General features: G+C 60.6%; 20 protein-coding genes. 4 read left to right on the top strand and 16 right to left on the bottom strand.

What is annotated here, in order from left to right:
- Positions 1-58: 58 nt before the first annotated feature.
- The gene (locus sake_RS03245) at positions 59-883 is read right to left on the bottom strand and encodes a helix-turn-helix transcriptional regulator (RefSeq protein WP_178945445.1); all 825 of its coding nucleotides are present in this window, start codon (positions 881-883) and stop codon (positions 59-61) included.
- A 96-nt stretch (positions 884-979) separates the two neighbouring features.
- The gene (locus sake_RS03240; RefSeq protein WP_238147548.1) at positions 980-2,152 is read right to left on the bottom strand and encodes an acetoin utilization protein AcuC; all 1,173 of its coding nucleotides are present in this window, start codon (positions 2,150-2,152) and stop codon (positions 980-982) included.
- Between the two features lie 160 nt (positions 2,153-2,312).
- Between sake_RS03240 and sake_RS03235 the strand changes: the two genes are divergently transcribed.
- Positions 2,313-3,722 (top strand): TrkH family potassium uptake protein, encoded by a 1,410-nt coding sequence (locus tag sake_RS03235; protein WP_238147547.1) that lies wholly within the window; start codon positions 2,313-2,315, stop codon positions 3,720-3,722.
- Complete coding sequence (locus sake_RS03230; RefSeq protein ID WP_129359090.1) at positions 3,715-4,383, top strand: TrkA family potassium uptake protein; 669 nt, start codon at positions 3,715-3,717, stop codon at positions 4,381-4,383. Before sake_RS03235 ends, sake_RS03230 begins: the two co-directional genes overlap by 8 nt.
- 71 nt (positions 4,384-4,454) lie before the next feature.
- Here the strand turns inward: sake_RS03230 and proC are convergent, their stop codons facing one another.
- From proC to sake_RS03205, 5 genes are all read right to left on the bottom strand, one after another.
- Positions 4,455-5,306 carry a pyrroline-5-carboxylate reductase gene (gene proC / locus sake_RS03225; protein WP_129359088.1) on the bottom strand — a complete coding sequence of 284 codons (852 nt, stop codon included), beginning with the start codon at positions 5,304-5,306 and terminating at the stop codon, positions 4,455-4,457.
- Positions 5,307-5,483: 177 nt separating this feature from the next.
- Positions 5,484-6,284, bottom strand: a complete 801-nt coding sequence (locus sake_RS03220) for a sugar phosphate isomerase/epimerase (protein ID WP_129359431.1) — start codon at positions 6,282-6,284, stop codon at positions 5,484-5,486.
- A 32-nt stretch (positions 6,285-6,316) separates the two neighbouring features.
- Positions 6,317-7,300, bottom strand: coding sequence for a Ppx/GppA family phosphatase (locus sake_RS03215; RefSeq protein WP_129359086.1), 984 nt, complete (start codon positions 7,298-7,300; stop codon positions 6,317-6,319).
- Position 7,301: 1 nt separating this feature from the next.
- Entirely contained in the window at positions 7,302-10,151 is a 2,850-nt protein-coding gene (gene topA / locus sake_RS03210; RefSeq protein WP_178945444.1) for a type I DNA topoisomerase, read from the bottom strand.
- Positions 10,152-10,352: 201 nt separating this feature from the next.
- A complete protein-coding gene (locus tag sake_RS03205; protein WP_238147546.1) occupies positions 10,353-12,005 on the bottom strand; it encodes a methyltransferase in 1,653 nt (550 codons plus the stop codon).
- 63 nt (positions 12,006-12,068) lie between these two features.
- On the opposite strand from sake_RS03205, the gene sake_RS03200 reads away from it, so the two are divergent.
- Positions 12,069-13,160, top strand: a complete 1,092-nt coding sequence (locus tag sake_RS03200) for a glutathione S-transferase C-terminal domain-containing protein (RefSeq protein WP_129359080.1) — start codon at positions 12,069-12,071, stop codon at positions 13,158-13,160.
- Here sake_RS03200 and sake_RS03195 read toward each other — a convergent pair.
- Both sake_RS03195 and sake_RS03190 read right to left on the bottom strand, forming a co-directional pair.
- On the bottom strand, positions 13,157-14,065 hold the full coding sequence (locus sake_RS03195) for a rhodanese-related sulfurtransferase (protein WP_178945443.1): 909 nt from the start codon (positions 14,063-14,065) through the stop codon (positions 13,157-13,159). The two genes, sake_RS03200 and sake_RS03195, sit on opposite strands and share 4 nt — an antisense overlap.
- A 68-nt stretch (positions 14,066-14,133) precedes the next feature.
- On the bottom strand, positions 14,134-14,577 hold the full coding sequence (locus sake_RS03190) for a pyridoxamine 5'-phosphate oxidase family protein (RefSeq protein ID WP_243155733.1): 444 nt from the start codon (positions 14,575-14,577) through the stop codon (positions 14,134-14,136).
- Positions 14,578-14,696: 119 nt separating this feature from the next.
- On the opposite strand from sake_RS03190, the gene sake_RS03185 reads away from it, so the two are divergent.
- On the top strand, positions 14,697-17,237 hold the full coding sequence (locus tag sake_RS03185; RefSeq protein ID WP_129359076.1) for a Zn-binding domain-containing protein: 2,541 nt from the start codon (positions 14,697-14,699) through the stop codon (positions 17,235-17,237).
- On the opposite strand, the gene sake_RS03180 is transcribed toward sake_RS03185, so the two are convergent.
- The 7 genes from sake_RS03180 to sake_RS03150 all read right to left on the bottom strand — a co-directional run bounded on the left by sake_RS03180 (position 17,172) and on the right by sake_RS03150 (position 22,453).
- The gene (locus tag sake_RS03180; RefSeq protein WP_238147544.1) at positions 17,172-17,651 is read right to left on the bottom strand and encodes an Rv3654c family TadE-like protein; all 480 of its coding nucleotides are present in this window, start codon (positions 17,649-17,651) and stop codon (positions 17,172-17,174) included. The genes sake_RS03185 and sake_RS03180 overlap by 66 nt on opposite strands.
- On the bottom strand, positions 17,648-18,109 hold the full coding sequence (locus sake_RS03175; RefSeq protein ID WP_129359074.1) for a TadE family type IV pilus minor pilin: 462 nt from the start codon (positions 18,107-18,109) through the stop codon (positions 17,648-17,650). Before sake_RS03175 ends, sake_RS03180 begins: the two co-directional genes overlap by 4 nt.
- A 112-nt stretch (positions 18,110-18,221) precedes the next feature.
- A complete protein-coding gene (locus sake_RS03170) occupies positions 18,222-18,479 on the bottom strand; it encodes a DUF4244 domain-containing protein (RefSeq protein ID WP_129359072.1) in 258 nt (85 codons plus the stop codon).
- A 62-nt stretch (positions 18,480-18,541) separates the two neighbouring features.
- Positions 18,542-19,090 carry a type II secretion system F family protein gene (locus sake_RS03165; RefSeq protein ID WP_238147543.1) on the bottom strand — a complete coding sequence of 183 codons (549 nt, stop codon included), beginning with the start codon at positions 19,088-19,090 and terminating at the stop codon, positions 18,542-18,544.
- Entirely contained in the window at positions 19,087-19,791 is a 705-nt protein-coding gene (locus tag sake_RS03160) for a type II secretion system F family protein (RefSeq protein WP_178945442.1), read from the bottom strand. Before sake_RS03160 ends, sake_RS03165 begins: the two co-directional genes overlap by 4 nt.
- A 176-nt stretch (positions 19,792-19,967) precedes the next feature.
- Entirely contained in the window at positions 19,968-21,065 is a 1,098-nt protein-coding gene (locus tag sake_RS03155; protein ID WP_243155754.1) for a TadA family conjugal transfer-associated ATPase, read from the bottom strand.
- Positions 21,066-21,070: 5 nt separating this feature from the next.
- Positions 21,071-22,453 (bottom strand): hypothetical protein, encoded by a 1,383-nt coding sequence (locus sake_RS03150; RefSeq protein ID WP_178945440.1) that lies wholly within the window; start codon positions 22,451-22,453, stop codon positions 21,071-21,073.
- Positions 22,454-22,560: the final 107 nt, after the last annotated feature.

Raw genomic sequence — 22,560 nt, 5'->3', positions numbered from 1 at the left:
GTGATGAGTCTTTCACTGTCGTCAACGATGAGGTTCCAGGACGGAGAGGTCACCCCTCCTATCGCCCACGCTTTCTAGCAAACAGATTAGCCAAAAAACCTGATTGTTTGTTCTCTGCGGCCACGTGTTGAGCGCCCGAGACCCCTTTGGTGCGGCGCACTTCGGGGTCCAGAGGCTCCCAGCTCGTGGATTGCGTCGAGCCCTCCGTTTCCTTCTCCGAGGAGGGTTCGCCCCCGGGCAGTTCCGCGGTCGTCTTCTCGGTCTCGTGGTTGATAACGGCCGGCGTCAGGTCCGAGGTGAACTCCTCGACGTCGTCACCGCCCGCAGGCTGAGCACTCGCACTCAGAGGCGCAAGAGGGGTGAAGACAACCCCGTGGCGCTTCCTAACGACTGCAGGCCTTGTGGCCTCATGGGCGTCCACGGTGTCAGGTTCTGCCGGGGTGGCTTGTGAAGAAGTTCTTTCGGGACCGAGGTCACGGCGTTCCGAGACACCGGCAGAAACATTCTTCTGTGCCTGCACTCCGGGGTCCTCGGTAGAAGCCGATTCGGCGGTCGACTCGGTGGCTTCGTTACTGTTTTCTTCTTCTGCAGGGGCCCCGGTCTCCGGTCCCACAGTGTCGCCCTCTTCGGCGACCAGCTCCTCCGTCCATTCGCGAAGGTCGCGAAGCGGCTCGGGGTTCAGCGAGTAAAGCCTCCTCTGCCCTTGCGCCTTCATGGTCACCAACCCCGCCTCCCGAAGGACTTTGAGGTGCTTCGACACGGTCGGTTGACTCACGCCCAGTTCCGTGACGACGTCGTTGACCGGGTGCGGCCCGTTCTTCACGACTGTCAGAATCCGCCGGCGGGTAGGGTCTGCTACCACAGCAAACACGTCATTGCTCATGCCTCCACCATAACGGTGTATGCCCTATGACGTATGCATACACGCCCGCTTGGGTCCATTGAGAACTCTTGAGTCAGTTCAGGGACAGTCGATTCCTCAGTCAAACCAAGGGTCCAGCCCCCAGAGTGGGAAGACTTCCTTGCGGGTCGCCATAACCGATCTGTCGAGGACATCGGCCGGGTCGAACCCGATCTCCCATGAACGCCACCAGATGTCCGCTTCGTCACCCATCATATGGGCCGCACGGACGCCGTACTTCTCCGTGATGTAGGACCGCCAGCTCTCCGGAGTGGGCGTCGTGGTCTCGACAGGATGATTGGCCACGATCCCGATCAGATGCGCCCAAGCCCGGGGCACAGCGTCGAGGCAGTTGTATCCTCCGCCGCCGGTCGCGATCCATCGGTCTTCGCAGAGCTCATTCGCCAGGTCGGCGATGGACAAGGCCGCTTCGCGCTGAGCATCGACGCTCAACCGCATATGCGTCATGTCGTCCTTGAAATGCGAATCACAGCCGTGTTGCGACACGATGATTTCAGGGTCGAAAGCGCGTGCCAATTGAGGAACGATCGCATGGAAGGCCCGCAGCCAGTCGGCATCGGCCACAGTGGTCGGCAGGGCTACGTTGACCGCGCTTCCCGTGGCAGGACCATCGGCTCCGATCTCTGCGGCGAAGCCCGTACCCGGAAACAGGGACATCCCTGTTTCATGGAGCGAGATGGTCAGCACGCGCGGGTCGTCCCAAAAGATGCTCTGGGTCCCGTCCCCGTGGTGCGCATCGACATCGATGTAGAGAACACGCTCGACGCCGTGGTCCAGGAGGTACTGGATTCCCACCGCGCAGTCGTTGTACACGCAGAACCCGCTCGCGTGGTCACGGTGCGCGTGGTGCATTCCGCCGCCGAAGTTGACGGCGCGAGTGACCTCTTGGGCCATCACCGCCGACGCCGACCGCAGCGTCCCGCCCACGAGCCTGGCCGCGGCCTCGTGGACGCCTAAGAATCCGGGCGTTTCTTCTCCGTCGAGTCCGCTCCCCGGAACCTTGAGAGCCGGGTCCGCACTGACAGCCTTGACCGTGTCCACATACTCGCGAGAGTGAGCAGTCAACAGGGCGGCGTCATCGGCAATCTCGGGCCTCTCGATTTGAAGATGAGGAAGGTCGAAAAGCCCCAGTTCCTGGGCCAATCGCGCAGTCGCATCGAGACGACAGGGGTTCATGGGATGATAATCGCCGAAGAAATACGAGGTCATGGCGGGATCCCACGTCACCATCGCCGTCGGGTCCGCTCCTTGCCCACTTTCCTGAAAGTTTGTAAGTGACGTCACAGGGATATTGTGGCACGGGAGCAGGCAGGTCACGTACTCGGGCCGGTCAGATATCATGCCTACCGCTACGCTAGGTAGGGTCAAACATTCGTCGTCAGGAGTTCGCGTGCTGAGCAAGGACACGACCCTGACCGCGGAGCCTCGCCGGCCCGTGGATCAGGTGAAAGACCTGGTCAACCGAATCTTCGGGACCACGCCCGCACGGATTTCGATCACGTTGTTCTTCCTCGTGATCGTGTTGTGCTCACTTCTGCTGATGTTGCCCGTCTCGAGCAGATCGGGTCATCCCCCGGCCCTGGAGCAGGCAACGTTCACGGCGACGTCAGCAGTCACGGTCACGGGCCTGACCACTCTCACCACCTCGGCCCAGTGGACTCTGTTCGGGCAGTTCGTCATTCTTCTGGGCGTTCAGATCGGCGGTTTGGGCACGCTCACCATGACGTCTTTGCTGTCGATGGCGCTGGGACGCAAATTGGGACTGCGCACGAAGCTATTTGCCCAAGAAGGACTCAGCATTACGAGCAAGCAGGGGAAGCTCGGAGAGGTCGGATCTCTCCTACGCACCGTGGTCCTGACATCGGCCAGCATTGAGGCGACGATTGCCGCTATCCTGACTCTGCGACTGATGACCCTCGGGGAAAACCTTCAGCAAGCTCTGTGGCACGGAATCTTCTACGGTATATCCTCGTTCAACAACGCGGGTTTCACACCGCACACAGATGGACTCGTACCCTACGGCAACGACTGGTGGATTCTTCTTCCGCTCTGCGCGGGCGTCTGGGTCGGGTCCCTCGGATTCCCCGTGATCCTCGTTGTCAGGATGTTCGGCCTGCGATTGAGGCACTGGAACCTCAATGCTCGCATCACGGTCTTCGGCTCCCTGCTGCTCGTCGTCTTCGGGTCGATCCTCTGGGGTGCTTCGGAATGGAACAACCGGGACACGATTGGCAACGAAGGCGTCGGCGAACGCCTCCTTCACTCTTTCTTCGCCTCGGTCATGACGCGTTCGGGCGGGTTCAACCTCGTCGACATGGACCAGACGCACTCGATCACCAAGCTCCTCAGTGACCTGTTGATGTTCGTCGGAGGCGGATCGGGTTCGACCGCAGGCGGCGTCAAGATCACCACAATGGCCGTCATTTTCATCGCTATCGTCGCCGAAGCACGAGGAGACCAGCATGTGATCGCTTTCCGTCGCACTATTCCCGATACCGTTCTGCGCATTGCCATTTCGGTGGTCATGATGAGCGCAACGATCGTCATGCTCGGTACGGCGGCCCTGATGCTGATCTCGAATCATCCGCTGGACGAGATCCTCTTCGAGGTCATCTCTGCCTACGCAACATGCGGTCTGTCCGTAGGATTGTCGTCAGAGTTACCGGCCGCGGGATTGTACGTTCTGTCCGTCCTGATGTTCATCGGCCGTCTCGGAACCATTACCGTGGCCACGGGTTTGGCGCTGAGGACTCGCAGCCGTCTGTACAAGTATCCGGAAGAGAGGCCCATCATTGGCTGATCGTTCACCTCACAACGCCCCGGTTCTGGTCATCGGGTTGGGACGCTTCGGCGCCGCCACGGCGCAGCAACTCAGGCGTCAGAACAAAGAGGTCCTGGCCATCGAACGGGATCCGGATATGGTCCAGCGTTGGTCCGGGCTTCTTACCCACGTAATCCAAGCGGACGCCTCGGACATCGATGCCCTGCGTCAGGTCGGAGCGGGAGACTTCACCTCGGCCGTCGTGGGCGTAGGAACCTCGATCGAGTCGAGCGTTCTCATCACGGCAAACCTGGTGGACCTCGGTATAGAGAGAATCTGGGCCAAGGCGATCACCCCGGCCCACGGCAAGATCCTCTCTCGCATCGGGGCCCACTACGTGATTTTCCCCGAAGCCGACGCGGGTCGACGTACCGCACACCTCGTCTCCGGCCGCTTGCTGGATTACATCGAATTCGACGACGATTTCGCGATCGTCAAAATGTACCCGCCCAAGGAAACCCACGGATTCACGCTCCAGGAATCGGATGTCCGGAACCGTTATGGCGTGACCATTGTCGGTGTGAAATCGCCGGGCGAGGAATTCACGTATGCGACGGCGCGCACTAAAGTCACCTCGCGCGATGTGCTGATCGTCTCGGGCCAAGTCGATTTGATCGAACGCTTCGCGGCTCGCCCTTAGCTTCCCACCCGGTAGACGCCGCCCCGGTCCGGGAGCCCAAGGCGGCGTCGTGGGTCAGCAACCGGAAGAGGTCACCGACGGAATTCCTCAACCATTTCGGCGTTTCGGTGTGCCGAGGCCTTTGCGGCCTTCTCCGTCAGCTCGATCAGCCCCCCGTCCGCGAAGACATCGATGGCCCGCTCCGTGGTTCCGTTGGGGCTGCACACTGCTTTACGGAGCGCTTCGGGGTCGGCATCGTCGGCGTGGAGCAATTCGCCGGCACCGGATACCGTCTCCTTGGCGAGGAGACGAGCGGTTTCGGCGTCGAGACCCATGGACTCACCGGCCTTCTGCATCGCTTCAGCGAGGAAAAAGGCGTAAGCCGGACCGGAACCCGAGACGCCGGTGACCGCATCGATCTGATCTTCCTCGACGTCGATCACGGTGCCAGAGTTCTTGAGAACATCGTGGGCCAGATTGAGCTGCTCCGCAGTGCAGTGCGTGCCGGGGGCCAAAGCGATCACACCGCGTCCGACACGAGACGGCGTGTTGGGCATGGATCGGATGACCGGCTGGCCATCTCGCAACTGGCCTTCCAGCATCGACAGGTCGATTCCGGCCGCGACGGAGATGACCAAGGCCTCGTCTTTGAGGGCGTCCTTGATTTCGGCCGCCAGATCCAGAATGCCCTTCGGTTTGACGCCGAGCAGGACGACGTCGGCGTTCTCGACGGCATCGAGGTTGGCGGAATCGCTGTCCTCACCCGAATAGATGGCGACTGCCCGTTGGTCTTCCGGAAGTGACTCCTCGAGCTTGCGAGCGCTCTCAACGGAACGGGTGGTCGCACGGACCCGCTTCGGGTCGGTGCCACCGGCGAGCAACCCGGACATGATTGAGCCGTTCATGGATCCCGTTCCCAAGAAGGCGATGATGGGCTCGGACATTTGGTCCTCCTGTGAGGTTGCGGTCGTTCGTTCTTCCTCTACGTTAGCGAAGGCCAACACAGACTTTCATTCCCAGGGGACCTTGAGACGCAACCAAGTCGGTGCACATCAAAAGCGTTTAACGTTGTCAGTACCTCATAGGTGCGAGTGATAAGCGGATTTCAGGGGTGAGGACCCCTACTTCCCCAAGTGCCGGTGAGCGAATTCGAGGGTTTCAGACAACCATTCGTCTCGCTCACCGGCATTTTTGGCTTTGCGCGTGGAAACCTCGACCGCGACCACACCTTCCCACTCGGTCTCGACCAAGTGATGCAGGGTCTGAGCAACCGGTTGAGTCCCATGACCGGGGCGGGCGTGCTCGTCCATCACCGATTTGCCGGAGCCGTCGGTCAGGTGCACGTGGCCCAGACGGTCACCCAGCTGTCGAACTGCTTCCAGCGAATCCGTCCCAGACGCCGCGGCATGGGAGAAGTCCCAGGTCACCCACTCGTAGTTCTGGCCGAGAGGGGACCAGTGCGGGGCGTACATCAGAACTTCTCGTCCTCCGAAGCGCCACGGATACATGTTTTCAACCGCGATTTTCACGCCTTCACTGTCCGAGATGCGACGTACACCCTCCGGAAACCCCTTGGCGTATCTCCTCTGCCAAACAAACGGCGGATGGGCCACCATGACGTCCGCACCGACGCGCCTGACCATCTTCGCGGCGAGACGAATTTTGTTCCACGCGTCGCCCCAGACGTGTTGCGTCAGCAAAAGTGTGGGCGCGTGGATCGCCGAGATGGGCAGCTGGTATTCCTGCACGTAATCGAGAAGTTCGTCGGGATCACGGCTCAAGGGATTGCCGGTAATCATGATCTCCACGGAGTCGTAGCCCAGATCTCGCGCGATCGCGAAAGTGTCTTTGACGCCCAATGGAAAGACCGATGATGTCGACAGGGCCACGGGTCGCTGAGGCAGCTTCATTGCACCTTCCATGGCCCTCCCGGAAACCGATTCCTCCACGGCACTTACTCCTTTTTGTTCGGCGTCAATGACTTCGGGTCAACCATAGCCGCCGAATCTTGGGAATTGAGCCGATCCATTCGTCGCAGGATCAGGCCCTCTCGCAGTGCCCAGGGAACCGAACGCATGGTGTTGATCCCGTACATGTCCAACGCCGTCTCCGCGACGATTCCGCCCGCCAGGATTTGGGCTGCGCGCTTGGACGAGACTCCAGGCAGATCGGATCGTTCGTGGGGTGTCATGGCTTCCATCCTCCTGGTCCACAGACGAAGGTCTTCGAGATGGAATTCGCGTTTGACGTACGGACCGGCCGCATAGGGGGCGGCGCCGCAGATACGGGCCAGTGATCTGAAGGTCTTGGACGTGCCCACGACCATATTCGGAGACCCCGCTTTCTTCACCGTCTCCACGGCCGGCCTGAGCGTCTCCTTGACGTGTTTGCGCAACGCTTTGATCTCTTTGGGCTTTGCCAAATCATGGTGAATGAATTGTCGAGTCAAGCGACCAGCACCAAGCGGGGTAGATACCGCGACATCCGGCAAGGCATCGATACCGAGGGCCATCTCGAAGGACCCTCCACCGATATCCAAATCCAGGATCCTGCCGGCGCCCCATCCCTGCCAACGACGCACCGCGAAGTAAGTGATCGCGGCTTCCTGGTCACCGGAAATCTCCGTGAGGTTGACTCCAGTCGAGGACTTCACATGGTCCAGGACTTCTCCTCCATTGCCGGCTTCTCGGATAGCCGATGTGGCAAATGCCAAGAGATCCTCGGCGTCGTGGTCAGCAGCGAAATCACGCGCTTCGGTGACAAACTTGGTCAGCGCGTCCCGTCCTGCGTCGGAGATATCACCGTTCTGATCCAAGTACTGCACCAGCTGAAGCGGCATTTTGTGGGAGGCGTACGGTTCTGGACGTGAGCCCGGGCGCACATCGAGCAGGAGCAGATGAACCGTATTCGACCCCACGTCGAGAACCGAGAGCCTCACCTCAGTTCTCCTCTGATTTCACTGTCTTGGATCCTGAACGGGAGGGCGTCGACTTCTTCGCAGCGGAAGTCTTCTTGGATGCCGTCGTTTTCTTGGCAGCCGGAGTCTTTTTCGACGTCGACTTCTTGGCGGTCGACTTCTTCGCGGTGGATTTTTTCGCCGGCCCCTTGGCTCGCTTCTCCGCAAGTAGTTCTACGGCTCGCGTATGCGTCATGGACTCGATGGTCTCCGAGCGGGGAACCGTGACGTTGGTCTCCCCGTCCGTTACATACGGCCCGAACCGCCCGTCCTTGATCACGATCGGTTTGTCGTTGCTCGGATCCTTGCCCAGCTCGGCCAAAGGCGGCTTGGCGGCTGCGCGCCCACGCTGCTTGGGCTGTGCGTATATCGCGAGCGCTTCGTCGAGAGTGATCGAGAAGATCTGCTCCTCTGTACTCAGCGAACGCGAGTCCGTGCCCTTCTTGAGATAAGGACCATACCGGCCGTTCTGGGCGGTAATTTCCGTGCCTTCCTCGTCCTTGCCCACGACACGCGGCAGGGAGAGCAATTTGAGCGCGTCCTCGAGTGTGACCGTCTGAAGAGACATGGACTTCAGAAGTGAAGCTGTCCGGGGTTTCTCCTTCTTGGGTTTCTTCGGCGGCTTCGGCTTGCCGTTCTTGTAATACTCGACCGGTTGGTTGGCCAGCTCTTCCTCGGTAAGTTCAGGAACGACCTCGGTGACGTAAGGGCCGAACCGACCGTCCTTCGCCAAAATCGTCCGTCCGTTCTCGGGGTCTGTTCCCAGCTCACGTCCGTCGGCTTTGCCCTGTTCGATGAGCTCGGCAGCCTTCTGAGCGGTCAGTTCATCCGGGGCAAGATCGGCCGGGACGTTGGCGCGGATCGGATCCGTGACTTCGCCAGTCTCTTCATCAACCGAGCCGCCGGTCTCCAGGTACGGACCGTAACGGCCGACTCTCAAGGTCACGCCGTCGGTGATCTCGATCGAGTTCACCGCACGGGCGTCGATCTCTCCGAGATTTTCCACGATCGGCTTGAGACCGCTTTCGGCGTCGTTGCCGAAATAGAAACCCGTGAGCCAATCGACCCTTTGTTCCTCGCCCCGGGCGATTCTGTCCAGATCGTCTTCCATCTCGGCCGTGAATTCGTAGTCCACATAACGCGAGAAATGTTCTTCGAGGAGTCGCACCACGGAAAACGCCGTCCACGATGGCACCAAGGAACCCGAGCGGTTGTTCACGTAACCGCGGTCCATGATCGTCGAGATCACAGCGGCATAGGTCGAGGGCCGACCGATTCCCAGCTCATCCATGGCCTTGACCAGAGACGCTTCGGTGTATCGGGGCGGAGGTGAGGTCTCGTGTCCGTTGGCCTCGATATCGCGGCCGGTCAGCACATCGCCCTCGACCAATTTGGGCAGGCGTTTGTCGTCGCCGTCCTTCGCATCGTCTGCGTCTCGGGCGGCGTCCTTGCCTTCCTCGTATGCGGCCATGAAGCCACGGAAGGTGATGACCGTACCCGAGGCGGAGAATTCCGCCGTGCGCGAGTCGCTGGTCTGCGCTTCGAGTTTGATGGAAGCCGTCTGCCCCTTGGCGTCAGCCATCTGCGATGCGACGGTCCGCTTCCAGATCAGCTCGTAGAGCCTGAACTCATCGGGTGAAAGCTTGGACTTGACCGCCGACGGAGTGCGGAAAGAGTCCCCTGCCGGTCGAATGGCCTCGTGCGCCTCTTGGGCGTTCTTCGACTTCGAGGCATACAAGCGTGGCTTCGACGGTACGTATTCTGAGCCGTAGAGTTCAGTGGCCTGATTACGCGCCGCGTTGATCGCCTGATCGGACAATGCCACCGAGTCGGTACGCATATATGTAATGTGCCCGTTCTCGTACAGGCGTTGGGCAACCTGCATCGTGGACCGCGAGGAGAAACGAAGCTTGCGGGCCGCTTCCTGCTGGAGGGTCGACGTCGTGAACGGCGCGGCCGGGCGGCGGGTATACGGTTTAGTCTCGACCGACGAAACCGAGAATTCCGAGCCTTCCAACGCGGAAACCAGCCCGCGTGCCGCTTCTTCATCGAGGTGGGCGACCTTGGCGCGGGCGGCCGACTTCAAATCGCCGGAATCAGAGAAATCCTTACCCGTTGCGACCCTCATCCCGTCGAGGGATGAGAGCTTCGCCTTGAATCTCTCGGACGACTTGGTCTCGAAAAGGCCGGCCAAATCCCAGTACTGCGCCGAACGGAACTTCATCCGTTCCCTCTCCCGCTCGACGACGAGCCTGGTCGCGACAGACTGAACACGTCCGGCGGACAGTCCCTGAGAAACTTTGCGCCACAACACTGGCGAGAGTTCATAACCATAGATGCGGTCGAGCACACGCCGCGTTTCCTGCGCATCCACGAGAGAATCGTCGATGTCTCGTACGTTCTCGAATCCGCGTTCGACTGCTTCCCGAGTAATCTCAGGGAAAGTCACCCTATGCACGGGAACCTTGGGCTTGAGCACTTCGAGAAGATGCCAGGCGATGGCCTCGCCTTCGCGGTCCGCATCGGTTGCGAGGTACAGAGCGTCGCACTCTTTGAGCAACCGTTTGAGCTCGGTAACCTTTTTCTTCTTGTCAGGGTTGACGACGTAATACGGCGCGAAGCCGTGATCGATGTCCACGGCGAATTTGCCGACCGGAGTCTTCTTCAGCTCGGCGGGCAGCTCGGAAGGCTGGGGCAAATCCCGGATGTGTCCCATTGAGGACTCGACGATATACGCGTCCCCTAGGTAACCTCCGATGGTTTTGACCTTGGAAGGAGACTCCACAATGAGGAGACTCTTACCGGTCGTCTTGCCCTTGGCCTGTGTTGGCACGTCGCTCCTTGTGTCCGATCTGGTGGATACGCCCCCACAATAGCCGAGGAAATGAGACGGCTCGTCACGTATCCACAGACACGGTGAGATACGCCTCTCTCCGCCAAGGGGTTCTCGGACCACGCTACCGGTTTGCGTAATGTGCCGTGGCCCTCGCAATCGGCTTGGTCACCCAACCCACTTTTCTTGGGGCGCAGAGGTTCACCCTGCCTCGTGGAAGTCGAGGAACCCACCCTCGATCATTCGTCTGACATGGGACAAGAGGGCAACTGAGGCGTCCGGTGCTTCCCAGTCGAGCAACGCCGCGAGCGCGTCGATGATCTGACCGGCCGTCAACTCACCATCACATGCCGAGACGAAACCTGCGGCTTCGGTCGAGAGAAGCTCGGTCCGACGCAACCCGGCTCCCTGCCTGAGCACAATTACTCCCGGATGCTCGGAACCGGGCCTTTGATGCCGCTCCTCGGTCACGTCGTCGGCAACCGACAGGTGACTCGCACGAAGTTCGTTGTCGCTCAGTGGGGCGAGAGTATCTTGGGCCTCGATGGCTCTGGTCACGAAGGGCGCGATCGGTTGTTGGATAGGATGCTCTATTTTCTCGAATCGTAGAACCGAGGGCGTTCCGGTCGGCCGTCGAAGCCAGATCATCCCGAACCCGATGGAGACGACTCCCCTTGTCGAGAAGTCCCGCATATAGTCCAGATAAGCTTCTTCGAATGCCTGCGGGTCGCGATTCTGACTGGCGTCACGCAACCAAGTCTCCGCGTACTGCTCCGGCGAGGTCTCTTCGCGCTGGATGAACCAGGCCTCACAGTCATCAGGCAGCCACTCCCTCGGGCGCAGGTCCCAGGACTGTTTCCCAGTTTCCTCGTGAGCGTCTTCCAGAATTTCCCAGTTGCCCAGCATCTGCGCTCGTCCGTCGCGGTTCAGAACCTGCGGAATCCGGCGCACTAGGGTCGAGACGATGTCATCCCCCGGCAATCCGCCGTCGCGGTAGGTAAAACGATCATTCTCTCCTTCGCTCTCGCGCCGAGGCGTGATGACGAACGGCGGGTTCGACACGACGAGGTCGAAGCGATCCCCTTGGACGGGCTCGAGCAGACTTCCGAGGCGCAGGCTCACTCGCTCCTCCAGGTTGTCCGGGTCAATGCCCAAAGCCGGTGCGTTGAGGACGAGGTTGAAGCGTGTGATCCCTAGAGCCCGTGAGGAGATATCGGTCGCGGTCACGTGACGGCAGTGCCCCAGCAAATGGAACACCTGAATTCCGCACCCTGTGCCGAGGTCCAAGGCCTTGTCCACGGGCCGGCGCTCTGTGAACTGAGCCAACGTGAGGGAAGCCTGTCCCACGCCCAGAACGTAATCACGAGGCAACACCCCATCGGTCTGGTGCGCGCCCAGATCGGAGACGACCCAGAGGTCGGTTCCGTCGTCGGCCGAATGCGGTCGCAGGTCGAAGGCCGCGCGGAACATGGAGGAGCCTTGATGTGCCGGTGCGGACTCCGGGATCAGTAGATTGAGACGATCGAGTACGTCATAGGCACCCTCGCCCAGGGTCGCCTCGAGAGCCTCAGCGCTCGCAGCTCCTCCCAGCATGAAGAAATCGACGACACCTGCAAGTCTCCGCCGGCCTGGTTTCGCGGAGGCTCGTCCGCTCAAAATCTGCCGGATCCGGTGCTTGGCCGGAACCACCTGTTCCCTGACCATTGCTTCGAACGCTCCGTCCCCCAACAGGGAAAGGATCCCCTCATAAGAGAAATCGACCGCGGCCAACGCCTCAGCGAGGCTTTCCACGGCCGTGCCGTCATAGCTGTAAGGGGTTTCGGGCACGCGAGAGAATTCCGGTTGTGAAGTCACACCTCTAGCATACGAGGTGCAGAATTGGTTTACGGAGCAACCATTCGGGGGCATAGTGGGACTATGGAACAGAACCAAGATAGCCATTCCACTCGTGGGTCCTATGTCACCCAAGGAGAAGAATTCACCCGGGACACCAACTACATCGAGGACCGGATTCTTGATGGAACGGACCTGCCCGCTGGAACCGAAGACCGCGATCGTGGGGTTTGGCCGGTTGAAGCAGAACGTTATCGCCTGATTGCGGCACGCGCGTGTCCGTGGGCCAACCGAACGATCATCGCCCGCAGGCTTCTCGGTCTGGAAGACGCCTTATCGATCGGCATGCCCGGACCGACACATGACGCCCGTTCCTGGACATTTACATTGGACCCGGACGGTAAGGATCCGGTGCTGGGAATCGAAAGGCTCCAACAGGCGTTCTTCGCGCGCTACCCGGATTACCCCCGGGGCATCACGGTCCCCGCTATCGTGGACGTCCCGTCGGGAAAAGTGGTCACCAACGACTTCCCGCAGATCACCGAGGATTTTTCGAAGCAGTGGACCGCGTTCCACCGCGAAGGTGCCCCGGATCTGTGGCCCGAAGAACTCGAGGAGGAGATGCGTGAAGTCATGCAACGCGTCTTCACCGAAGTGAATAACGGCGTGTACCGTTGCGGCTTCGCGGGCTCGCAAGAAGCGTACGAGAAAGCCTATCGGAGGCTCTGGACCGCGATGGATTGGCTCGAAGAGCGCCTGTCCTCCCGGCGTTACCTCATGGGCGATCACATCACCGAGGCTGACGTCAGGTTGTTCACCACCCTGGCGCGATTCGACGTCGTCTATTTTTCGCATTTCAAGGCGAACCGGCAAATGCTCTCAACCTTGCCGAACCTGTGGGGGTACGCACGCGATCTCTTCCAAACGCCCGGCTTCGGCGACACGGTCGACTTCGAGCAGATCAAGGAGCATTACTACGGGGTGCAACGAGACATCAATCCGACGGGCATTGTGCCCGTAGGCCCTGATACCTCCGGTTGGCTGACCGATCACGGACGGGAACGTCTCGGCGGAAGCCCGTTCGACACCGAGAACGGAGCGACGCCGCCCGGGCCGGTTCGTGCAGACGAGAAGGTTGCGGCGGGTCACAACCCGCTCTATCCCGTCAGCGCCTAAACGGAGGAGGTCTGCCGGCCCTGGCGGGCGGTGGCGCAGCCGCTGGGACAGGCGAGGTTCTTCGCCGCACAGTCAGGGCACAAGAGAATAAGCTCCCGGCAGTCCTGATTACTGCAGTTCTCGAACTTGTTCGAGGCTGATCCGCAGGCCTCGCAACGACCGATCATCACGGCCTCCGGGGAGAACTCGATGTGCATTCTCTGGTCGAAAACGTAGAGGGAACCTTCCCACAACCCCGCGTCGCCAAATTTCTCGCCGTAGCGAACGATTCCGCCGTCGATCTGATAGACGTCCTCAAACCCCCGATTTTTCATGAGGGCCGAAAGGATCTCGCAACGAATCCCACCGGTGCAGTACGTGACAACTTTTTTGTCCTTGAGGTCATCGTATTTTCCGGATTCGAGCTCGGCCAGGAAGTCGTGCGTGGTTCGCGTGTCCGGCACCACCGCATTCTTGAATCGCCCGATGCGAGCTTCGAACGCGTTCCGGCCGTCGAAGAAGACGACATCGTCCCCGTTCTGCTCGACGAGTTCGTTGACTTGCTCCGGGCTCAAGTGGGTTCCTCCCCCGACGACGCCGTTCTCGTCCACCTTGAGTTCGTCCGCGGCGCCGAACGCCACGATCTCTTCGCGTGCTTTGACGGAAAGCCGAGGGAAGTCCTCGGCACCACCGTCGGACCATTTGAATTCCATGTCCCGGAATCCGGAAAACTGCCGAGTGGTGCGGACATATTGTTTGACCGCGCTGATCTCACCGCCGACGGTTCCATTGATGCCGTGTTCGGATACGAGAATACGACCTCTCAGCCCCCATTTTTCGCAGAGAGCGCGTTGCCAGAGCACGACGGACTCGGGGTCCGCGATGGGAGTGAACTGGTAATAGAGAACGATGCGAGAAAGAGCCACGAAAGTATTTTAGGCGATGCCCGCCCCGTGGTGAGCGTGATCTTCGGCCCGATGCTCCGGCGCCGGGCTCAGTCACCTAGCCGGAACCTTCGACCGGTGATCTCGGTCGGCGTGATCTCCACGAACTCAAGCTTCTCTGTGCGCACCCACGGGAACAGGGGCATCGCGGCCACCCGGTCCGTCTCTGCCGGATCGGTCAGCAGACGCGCGCTACCTCGCACTACGACGCTGTGCGCGACCGCCCCTTCAATTTTGTCCGTTTCCAAGGCCACATTCGGGTTCAGCTGAAGCTTGGTGAGTTTGCTCCCGGGAGCGGTTCTGAAATAGATCCGCCCGTCCGAAGCGAAGATGTTCAGTGGCGTGATGTCGATTTCGCCTTCGTCGACGGTGACGAACCGTGCGATTCGCGCTCGGGAAAGGACCTGCCAGCTCTCATCATGGGTCAGTTCCCGGACCCGGGGCCCATCATCATACGGACGCTTCTCACCTGAGATATTCATCGGCATGTTCATGGCTTCAGTTTGCCACGAACAGTTGATTTTGTGGCCACTTCGCGGCCTAAACACCGCGACTACGGACGCGGTCGAGATGCGGATCTGCGCCGCGATGACAAGGGTGTCACAATGGTCTAGTGCCGCAGCCCAATCACCTCCTCCGAGCGCTCAACCGAGGCGATAATCCACCGGAGGTCGTCCATACCCGCGTCCTACCCGAACGCGATGCTGTGACTTCGTCCTGGCCGGATTGGCTCCATCCGAACGTCGTCGACGCGTTTCAGGGCCTCGGAGTTCCAGAGCCGTACCGCCACCAGGTTCTCGCGGCCGACGCCGCGCATTCGGCCCAGGCTCGATCTGTCGAATATGCAACGGAGTGCAGATCCGCCGGAAGGCAGGTCTCGACAGGAAGAGGGCACCACGTCATCGTCGCCACGGGGACCGCTTCTGGAAAATCCATGGCGTACCAGATGCCGACGCTGGACGCGATCGTCCGAGGCTCGGTAGAGCCTGGTTCAAGGCTGCATTCAAGGGAAGCCACGGTACTTTATCTAGCGCCAACCAAGGCTCTTGCGGCCGACCAGCTGGCCTCGGTGCGATCTTTGGAAGTGCCTCAGGTTCGTGCGGACACGTACGACGGAGACACGGAGTTCGGCGAACGGGCCTGGATTCGCGATCACTCGAACTTCGTGTTGTGCAATCCAGACATGTTGCACGCGGGAGTTCTGCCGAACCACGAACGCTGGGCGAGGTTCCTGCGCCAGCTGCGTTACGTAATCGTCGACGAGGCTCATGGATATCGCGGAGTGTTCGGCGCTCACGTCTCGATGGCCTTGCGTCGACTGAGGCGCATCTGCGCACTTCATGGTTCCTCCCCGACATTCATCGGAGCCTCGGCGACCTCAGCCGATCCGCAGCGATCATTCTCAAAGCTCTTGGGGGTCGAGGAACCGAGGGTCTCTTCTTTCGTCCACGACGATTCGCCGCACGGGTCCGTCACGGTACTTCTCTGGGAACCGCTTTTGGAAGAAACAGTCTCCCGCGACGGACTTGCCCCGGGAGTACCTCGTGTGCCCGACACGACCAGCGCACTGCCGACGCCGTCCTCCCCAACCTCCCCCGTGCACACGCGCGGGTTCAACGGTGCGGGTCCGACGGGCGCTGGAGAAAACGGCGCACCGCGTCGTCGCTCGGCATTGTCCGAGGCAGCCGAGATGCTCACCGATTTGGTCGCGGAACGCATTCGGACCATTGCATTCATCAAATCCAGACGCGGGGCCGAAACAATGGCCGGTCAGGCTCAGGATTATCTTCAGGATATAGACCCCTCGGTGGCTCACAGGGTCTGTGCCTATCGTTCGGGATATCTTCCTGAGGAGCGGCGCGAACTCGAGCGCCAAGTCCGTTCGGGGGAAATGCTGGGTGTGGCCTCGACTCCTGCTCTCGAGCTGGGGATCGACGTCGCCGGCCTCGATGCGGTTCTGGTCGCGGGTTGGCCGGGGACGCGGGCTTCGTTCTTCCAACAAATCGGCCGTGCCGGCCGTGCCGGCCAGGAGTCCCTCGCGGTGTTCGTCGCAAGCGATGATCCCCTTGATACCTATTTGGCACATCACCCTCGGGATATTTTCGACACGACCGTCGAGTCGACCGTTTTCGACCCGAGCAACCCTTATGTTCTTGCACCTCATCTCTGTTCGGCCGCCGCCGAGAGGCCGCTGCGCCTGGAGGAGCTGAGCTTGTTCGGGCCGACTGCCGAGTCTGTGCTCGATACTTTGGTCCGCGATGGCTACCTCCGTCGACGACCGACCGGTTGGTTTTGGACACATCCCGAATCTGCCGCTGAAATGGTGGATATCCGGGGCGGCGGTGGTCATCGGTTACAGATCATTGACGCCGAGACGGGCGGAATCATCGGAACGATGGAATCCAGCCAGTCGCACTATCAGGCACACCCCGGGGCCATTTACGTGCATCAAGGAAAGACCTGGCACGTAGAAGAGCTGGACGAGGAGTCAAGAGCGGTCGTTGTCAGCCGCGCGCACCCCAACTTCTATACCCAGGCCCGGGACGTCACGGAGGTGAGCGTCCTCGAGACCGAAGACAGCAGGAGTTGGGGGACCGTGACTCTCAACCGCGGCCTTGTCCGAGTCCGAACCCAGGTGGTCTCTTTTCAGAGGAAAGCGTTGTCGAGCAATGACCTCATCGACGAGGAACCCCTGGATCTCGATGCGCAGGAGCTCGTGACACGAGCCGTCTGGTGGACCATTCCCCCGAATCTCATGACCACCGCCGGCGTCGTCGAATCCGACGTTCCCGGGGCCTTGCACGCGGCCGAGCACGCTTCGATCGGTCTGCTTCCACTCGTGGCAACCTGTGACAGATGGGATATCGGAGGCCTCTCCACCGCGCTGCACGTCGATACCGAGCTGCCCACGATCTTTGTCTACGACGGGTATCCGGGTGGTGCAGGCTTCACCGAACATGGTTTTTTCGTCGCGCGTTCCTGGCTCAAGGCGACGCTCGAAGCGATTGTCTCGTGCGAATGTGAGAACGGATGTCCCTCGTGCGTTCAGTCTCCGAAGTGCGGCAACAAGAACAATCCCTTGAGCAAATCAGGCGCCGTTGCCTTGCTCCGGGGCATGCTCGCTGAGGCGGCCCCCGATCTCCTCGGAAGATGAAGCTGCTTCCTCTTCTTCGGACGGAGGGGGGCCGGCACGAGAGATCCCGCGCGCCGGGCCCAGGACCGCGAGCATGGGGTGCAGCGAGACTTCGACTTCGACATCGACGACGTCACTTCTTTCCGGTGCTAGCGCGCAGTGAACGAGCCTGGCCCCGTTGTCCGCGCCCAACGAACGCGCGATGTCGCAAGGTTCCCCCGGGGTGATCCCTCGGGCCGCATCAGCCGCGGCAAGGGCTGCGAGGTCGGCAGACTTGGCCGCGCGATGGTTCATCAGGGCCACGTGGCTCACGCCCGAGACCAGCATCAGAAGGCTGATGACCATCATGACGACGACGATACCCATGACGGCCGCCGATCCTTGGTCGTCATCGCAATCACGGACCTGCCGCACATCGAATCGGATGACGCTCACGGCTCGGTACCGGTTTCCCGCTGAGCGTGCGCGTGCGAGGTGAGAACGAGATTTCCCCAGCTCCCGAGGATTCCGGGGGGCCGAGCTGAAACGCTGATCTCAATGTCTTGTCCGGACCGCTTGATGTCGACGCGAGCATCATCTCCCGCTATACCCCGAGCTACGTGTGACGTTTCTTCCCACGGTTCACCTCGCGCGGCTGACCTGGCCGACATCCGTGCGGCTTCTTCGACTTTGACGGCGCATGCTCCGACAGCTCCGGCACCGACGACGAATGCAACCAGAATGATGACGACCGGCATGACCACAGCGAACTCTGCCGTTATCGTTCCGGATTCGCCGTCTGGATTCAGAAAAGCTCTCGCTCGTGGGCAAGAGACCGATACATTTTTTCGGCGGCGACCAACGGCCGAATGCAACTGGTTACCCGAAGCGGCGTCTTTTCGTCCTATCTCCACTAGGTTTCCTTCCTGCACATGCGTGGTTTGATGCGTGGCTTCCTGAGTGCGGCATGAACGACGAGGGCGCCGAGAAGTCTTTAAACGGCTTCACGGCGCCCTGTTGAGGCCCCTATCCAGTCGAGAGTGCCGTTCGTATCACGCCGAGCAGGAGTTCCTTGACTTCTCCACTCTTGAGGATCACCACGAGGAGGCCGGCAAAGCCGACGGCAGCAAGCATCACGATTCCGTATTCGGCTGTCGTCGCGCCGAGATCCGGGTCGTCGGGCTCTCCCGCTGGCGCGAGAACAGTTTTCGCGAGTGCTCGTTCCGGATTGCCCGGAGCATTCTCCTCGATGAATCCGGTTTGGTCGGTCAACTGGTCGTGCATCTTTTCTTTCCTTTCTCAGCCGGCTTGTCGGTTGCCGGAGTCCAGCCGTTCGCAAGATCTGGTCATCGCCAAGTGGTCGGCATGAGCCCAATCAGTACGGGTATTACTCCCAAACAGATGAATGCGGGCAATGAGCACAGGCCCAAAGGAAGCACGAGCCTGACGCCGAGTGCCGCGGCCAATTTCTCCGCTTCGCGATGTTCCGAACGACGCATTTGCCCAGCCCTCGCCCGGAGCAAGGACGACGACGGCGCACCGGTGCGGACCGCGAACCCCAGAACCTCCCGGAGCACCGCTGCGGTCTCCGTTGCCCGCCCGGTCCCGACCACACTCCACGCGTTGTCCCATGAGATTCCGAGCCGGAGCCTCTCGGCGGCAGAAACGAAAGCCGGGGACCCCTCTATCCTGGCAACGATGCCAACCGCTTCGGTCAGCGGCAGCCCTGCGTCGAGAATGGTTGCGACCAGTTCGAGACATACCCGAGGACTCAACTCATGGGCTCTCTGGCGTACAGAAACGAGATCACCCTGGATCAATCGCGATGATCGGGTCCCACCCAATCGATAGAGAACGCAACCCACACACAGCACAAGCACAAGCACAATCGTCACGGATTCCACCTTCGGGGCCCCAGCAATTCTCTAGCGGCTCTCGCAAGGGCTCCAGGTTTCCATGCAAGCAATCCGGAGAGGTGCGCCAGGAACGGCTGCTGGCTGTGTTCTCCCTGGGCCATGAGGACTAAGCGTCTGCTCCAAACCGTGCCGATGAAGCCCAGAGTGATCCCCGCGGCCAAGGCCGCCTGCCCCCAAACTTGGCCGATGAGAATGCCGAGAGGATCGGTGCCCATCAGGGCGCCCAACCCCAGGCCCACTATGGGCAACGCGGAAAGAATTCTGGCCGTGGCACGCGGTCCTGCTAGCGCCGCCTCCCTGGCCGCCCATGCATCCAAATCATCCTCAACAGCCTCAGCGATCCTCTCCAGGACCTCTGCGAGCGACGCTCCCGTCTGTTGGGAAACCGTCCAAGCGGCCACGAGGGTATCGATGATCTGCCGCGAGGCGGTCGAACCGAGTTTCACCGACTCGAGAGCCCTCATCGGGTTCATTCCTGCCCCTGCGGCCCGGGCGGTCTGTTCCACAACGGAGGTAATATCTTTTTGCACGCGACTGGAATCCCGGTCAGTGACATGGGCGGGTCCGGCAGCCCGCGATTCTGCCAGTTCCAGCCACACCCGCTGTGTCGGTGCCCCGGCCCTGAGCAGTGCGGCGAGTTGTCGGATGGCCTCCGGCCAGAGCACCAGTTCCGCTTCCATCGGACGAGGCCGACAGGCTCCATTCACCAGAGAGAATATTCTGCTCTTCGCCTTGTTGTCTGGATTCGAGAGGCACGTCCACCTCGAGTTTCGCGCAAGAGATCTGCGGCCCATCCAATACAGGCCACACGCGCAGGCAATCGTCGTCAAAGCGTCCATCATCTGCCGCACTCCCCTCACGTCGCGGTGTTGGACTTCTTCGTCTCATGACCTGCCATGTACCGGCGTAGTTCCGCGCTCTGATCCGCCAACGTGAGCAGGTCGGACCAGGCCCGATCGTGTTTCGCCCCGCCATGATCGTCAAACTCTACGGCGATTGCTATCGCCAATTCACTGCCGCGGCCCGTCAGCACCCCGATGTGCCGAATCCACCGCTGCGACGCTGAACGGGACACGTGGACCACGACGTCGATCGCGTTGGCTGCTTGGCGTCCAACCGCATCCGGGCTGAGTCCGGCCAGGGCCCCGAGTGCCAGAAGCCGAGAAGGGACAGACGAAGCAGAATTGGCGTGAAGGGTTACTCCGCCGCCTTCGTGGCCAGTATTCATAGCGAGAAAGTAATCTTTGATTTCAGGGCCACGGCATTCCCCGAGGATCAACCGGTCGGGCCCCATCCGCAACGCCTCGCGGATGAGGTCGGTGAGCGACACCGCGCCTTGGCCTTCTGCATTGGAATGTCTGGTCCGGAGCGAAATGACATGAGGATGCGCCGGTGACAATTCCGCGGAATCTTCCAAGAGGATCAGCCGCTCCTTCGCCGGGCACAATTCCAGTAAAGAATTCAGAAACGTGGTCTTGCCGCTTCCGGTCGACCCGCTGATCAGAATTGATCGTTTTTTGGCCACGAGCGCCCTGAGCAGTTCCCCGGTTTCGGCAGTAAACATCCCATTGCGTTGCAACGATTCGAAACTTGGGCGGTTCGCGGGCTGGACCCTGATCGACAGATGCGTATGACTGGGCACGATGGGAGGTAGGACAGCGTGAAGCCTGTAGCCGTTCGGGGACTGCACATCGGCACACGGATGGCTTGCATCCAAACGCCGGCCCTCGGCCGAAATCACTCGCATTGCGAGTGCACGAACTGTGTCCTCGTCGGGAAAACGCAGATCTCTCCTCTCGAGCCCATCAACACCATCCGTCCAGATCTCATCGGGAGCGTTGACGTATATGTCCGTCAGGCCAGGTTCTTCGAGCAAAGGCTCCAAGACCCCCAGTCCTTGGAATTCGGCCCTTTTCGATTCCCACAAGGCAAGCTTTTCCCCTGCCGCAACCATCGAAATCACGCCCCATTTCTCTGCAGCAAATGCTCACGAGTCAGACAGGACCCCTGGCTGCCTCGGGTCCGGACGAGCTCACGCCCGGGTCTCTGCCCTGAACGCCCCTCGAAACGTCGTCGAGCAGGAAGTGCAATTGACGCGAACTGCTGGTCCACCGAGGGAACGACATGCCTTGCAACGTTTGAAAAATCCATGATCGAGTCCTTGAGGGCATCCACGATCTCTCCAAGAGTCCGGCGCAGGGGGCGCCTGTAAGCGACCTCGAGGAGGTGACCTGATTCATAGGCATCGTGCACCGCGATCACGTGAGGTATCGCGGTGGCCAGTGGCATTCCGATGGCCTGAGCCACATCCGCGTCAGAAACGTCGCACCATCGTGGGCCGGTTCCGACAGGAACAATCGGCAAAAGACGAGACCAACGCTGACAAGCGGCCTTGGCCTGGCACAATCCACGAAGGGTGAAGGGAACCAGGAGCAAGAGAGCCGAGCATCGAAGGACAGCGGTCGTCTCCAGGCAAGACCAAGACAACGGAACGGCACCGAGGTCAACTACCGGAACAGCCTCTCGAGCCAAGTCTTCGATCGTCTCCCACAGTTCAGCCTCGGAAACGCCGACCTCATCTGGCTCGTCAGGATCACCCGAAAGAATCGGCAACCCATGCGGGCTGGGAACGGCTGCCACTACTCCAGCCGGGTCGGGACGTTTCGGAAGCCTCCGGATGTCCTGCCACCTCAGTCCGCGCAGAGGATCCGGTGCCACGCAAGCCTCAAGTGCCGTACTTCCGGGCACTGCGTCGACAATGATCGGCGAATCGCCGTCCTCCAACAAACGCGAGCCGATCCACAGCGATGTAGTCGAGGTTCCGATGCCGCCGCACGTCCCGAGGACGCCGATCGTCGGGTGCTGACGATCAGTGCGTTGAGCACTCGCGAGCCGATCAGCGAGCCAGGCCCTGCCTTGTGGAAGCATCACAACGTCAGGCTGACGCCAAAAACGAGCGATTTTTCGGGCGGCGTCCCACGGATCTTCTCCCCCATCAAAGCCGGCCACAACCAAGGGGCCATGAGGCCCTGGAGACGAGGAGAGGCCTTTTTCGGCGCGTCCAGACAATGTCAAGGCTTGTTCGGCTTCCATGACCATCGCATCCAACGGTCCGATCAGCGGGTTCTCTCCCGGTCCCACTCGGCGGAGACCTATGTCTGCCGCTCGTGCCACGTCCTCGGTAATACGCATGAAGATCCGACGATCGCCCCAAGCGACCAGTGTGCGAGTTACGCCATTCGAAGGGTCTTTGTCCGGAGCCCGATTGACCAGTTCGTGAACAAAGGCTTCCGAGTCCTGGATGCAAGTGGGGCGATCAGATCGGTGGTTTTGGATGTCCATGACGACATCCTGGCGCAGTTCAAATGCGGTGCCTCCACCAACTAGTTGGTAAAAACCTACGTTGTGGGTTCTATCCGCAGAGCCTCCGCCAATTGCTGTGCTGTGGA

Origin of the sequence: Kocuria sp. TGY1127_2, assembly GCF_013394385.1 — a bacterium.
Lineage (GTDB): Bacteria > Actinomycetota > Actinomycetes > Actinomycetales > Micrococcaceae > Rothia.
The sequence above is the reverse complement of the archived record's forward strand: the minus strand, read 5'-3'. Positions and strand labels throughout refer to the sequence as shown.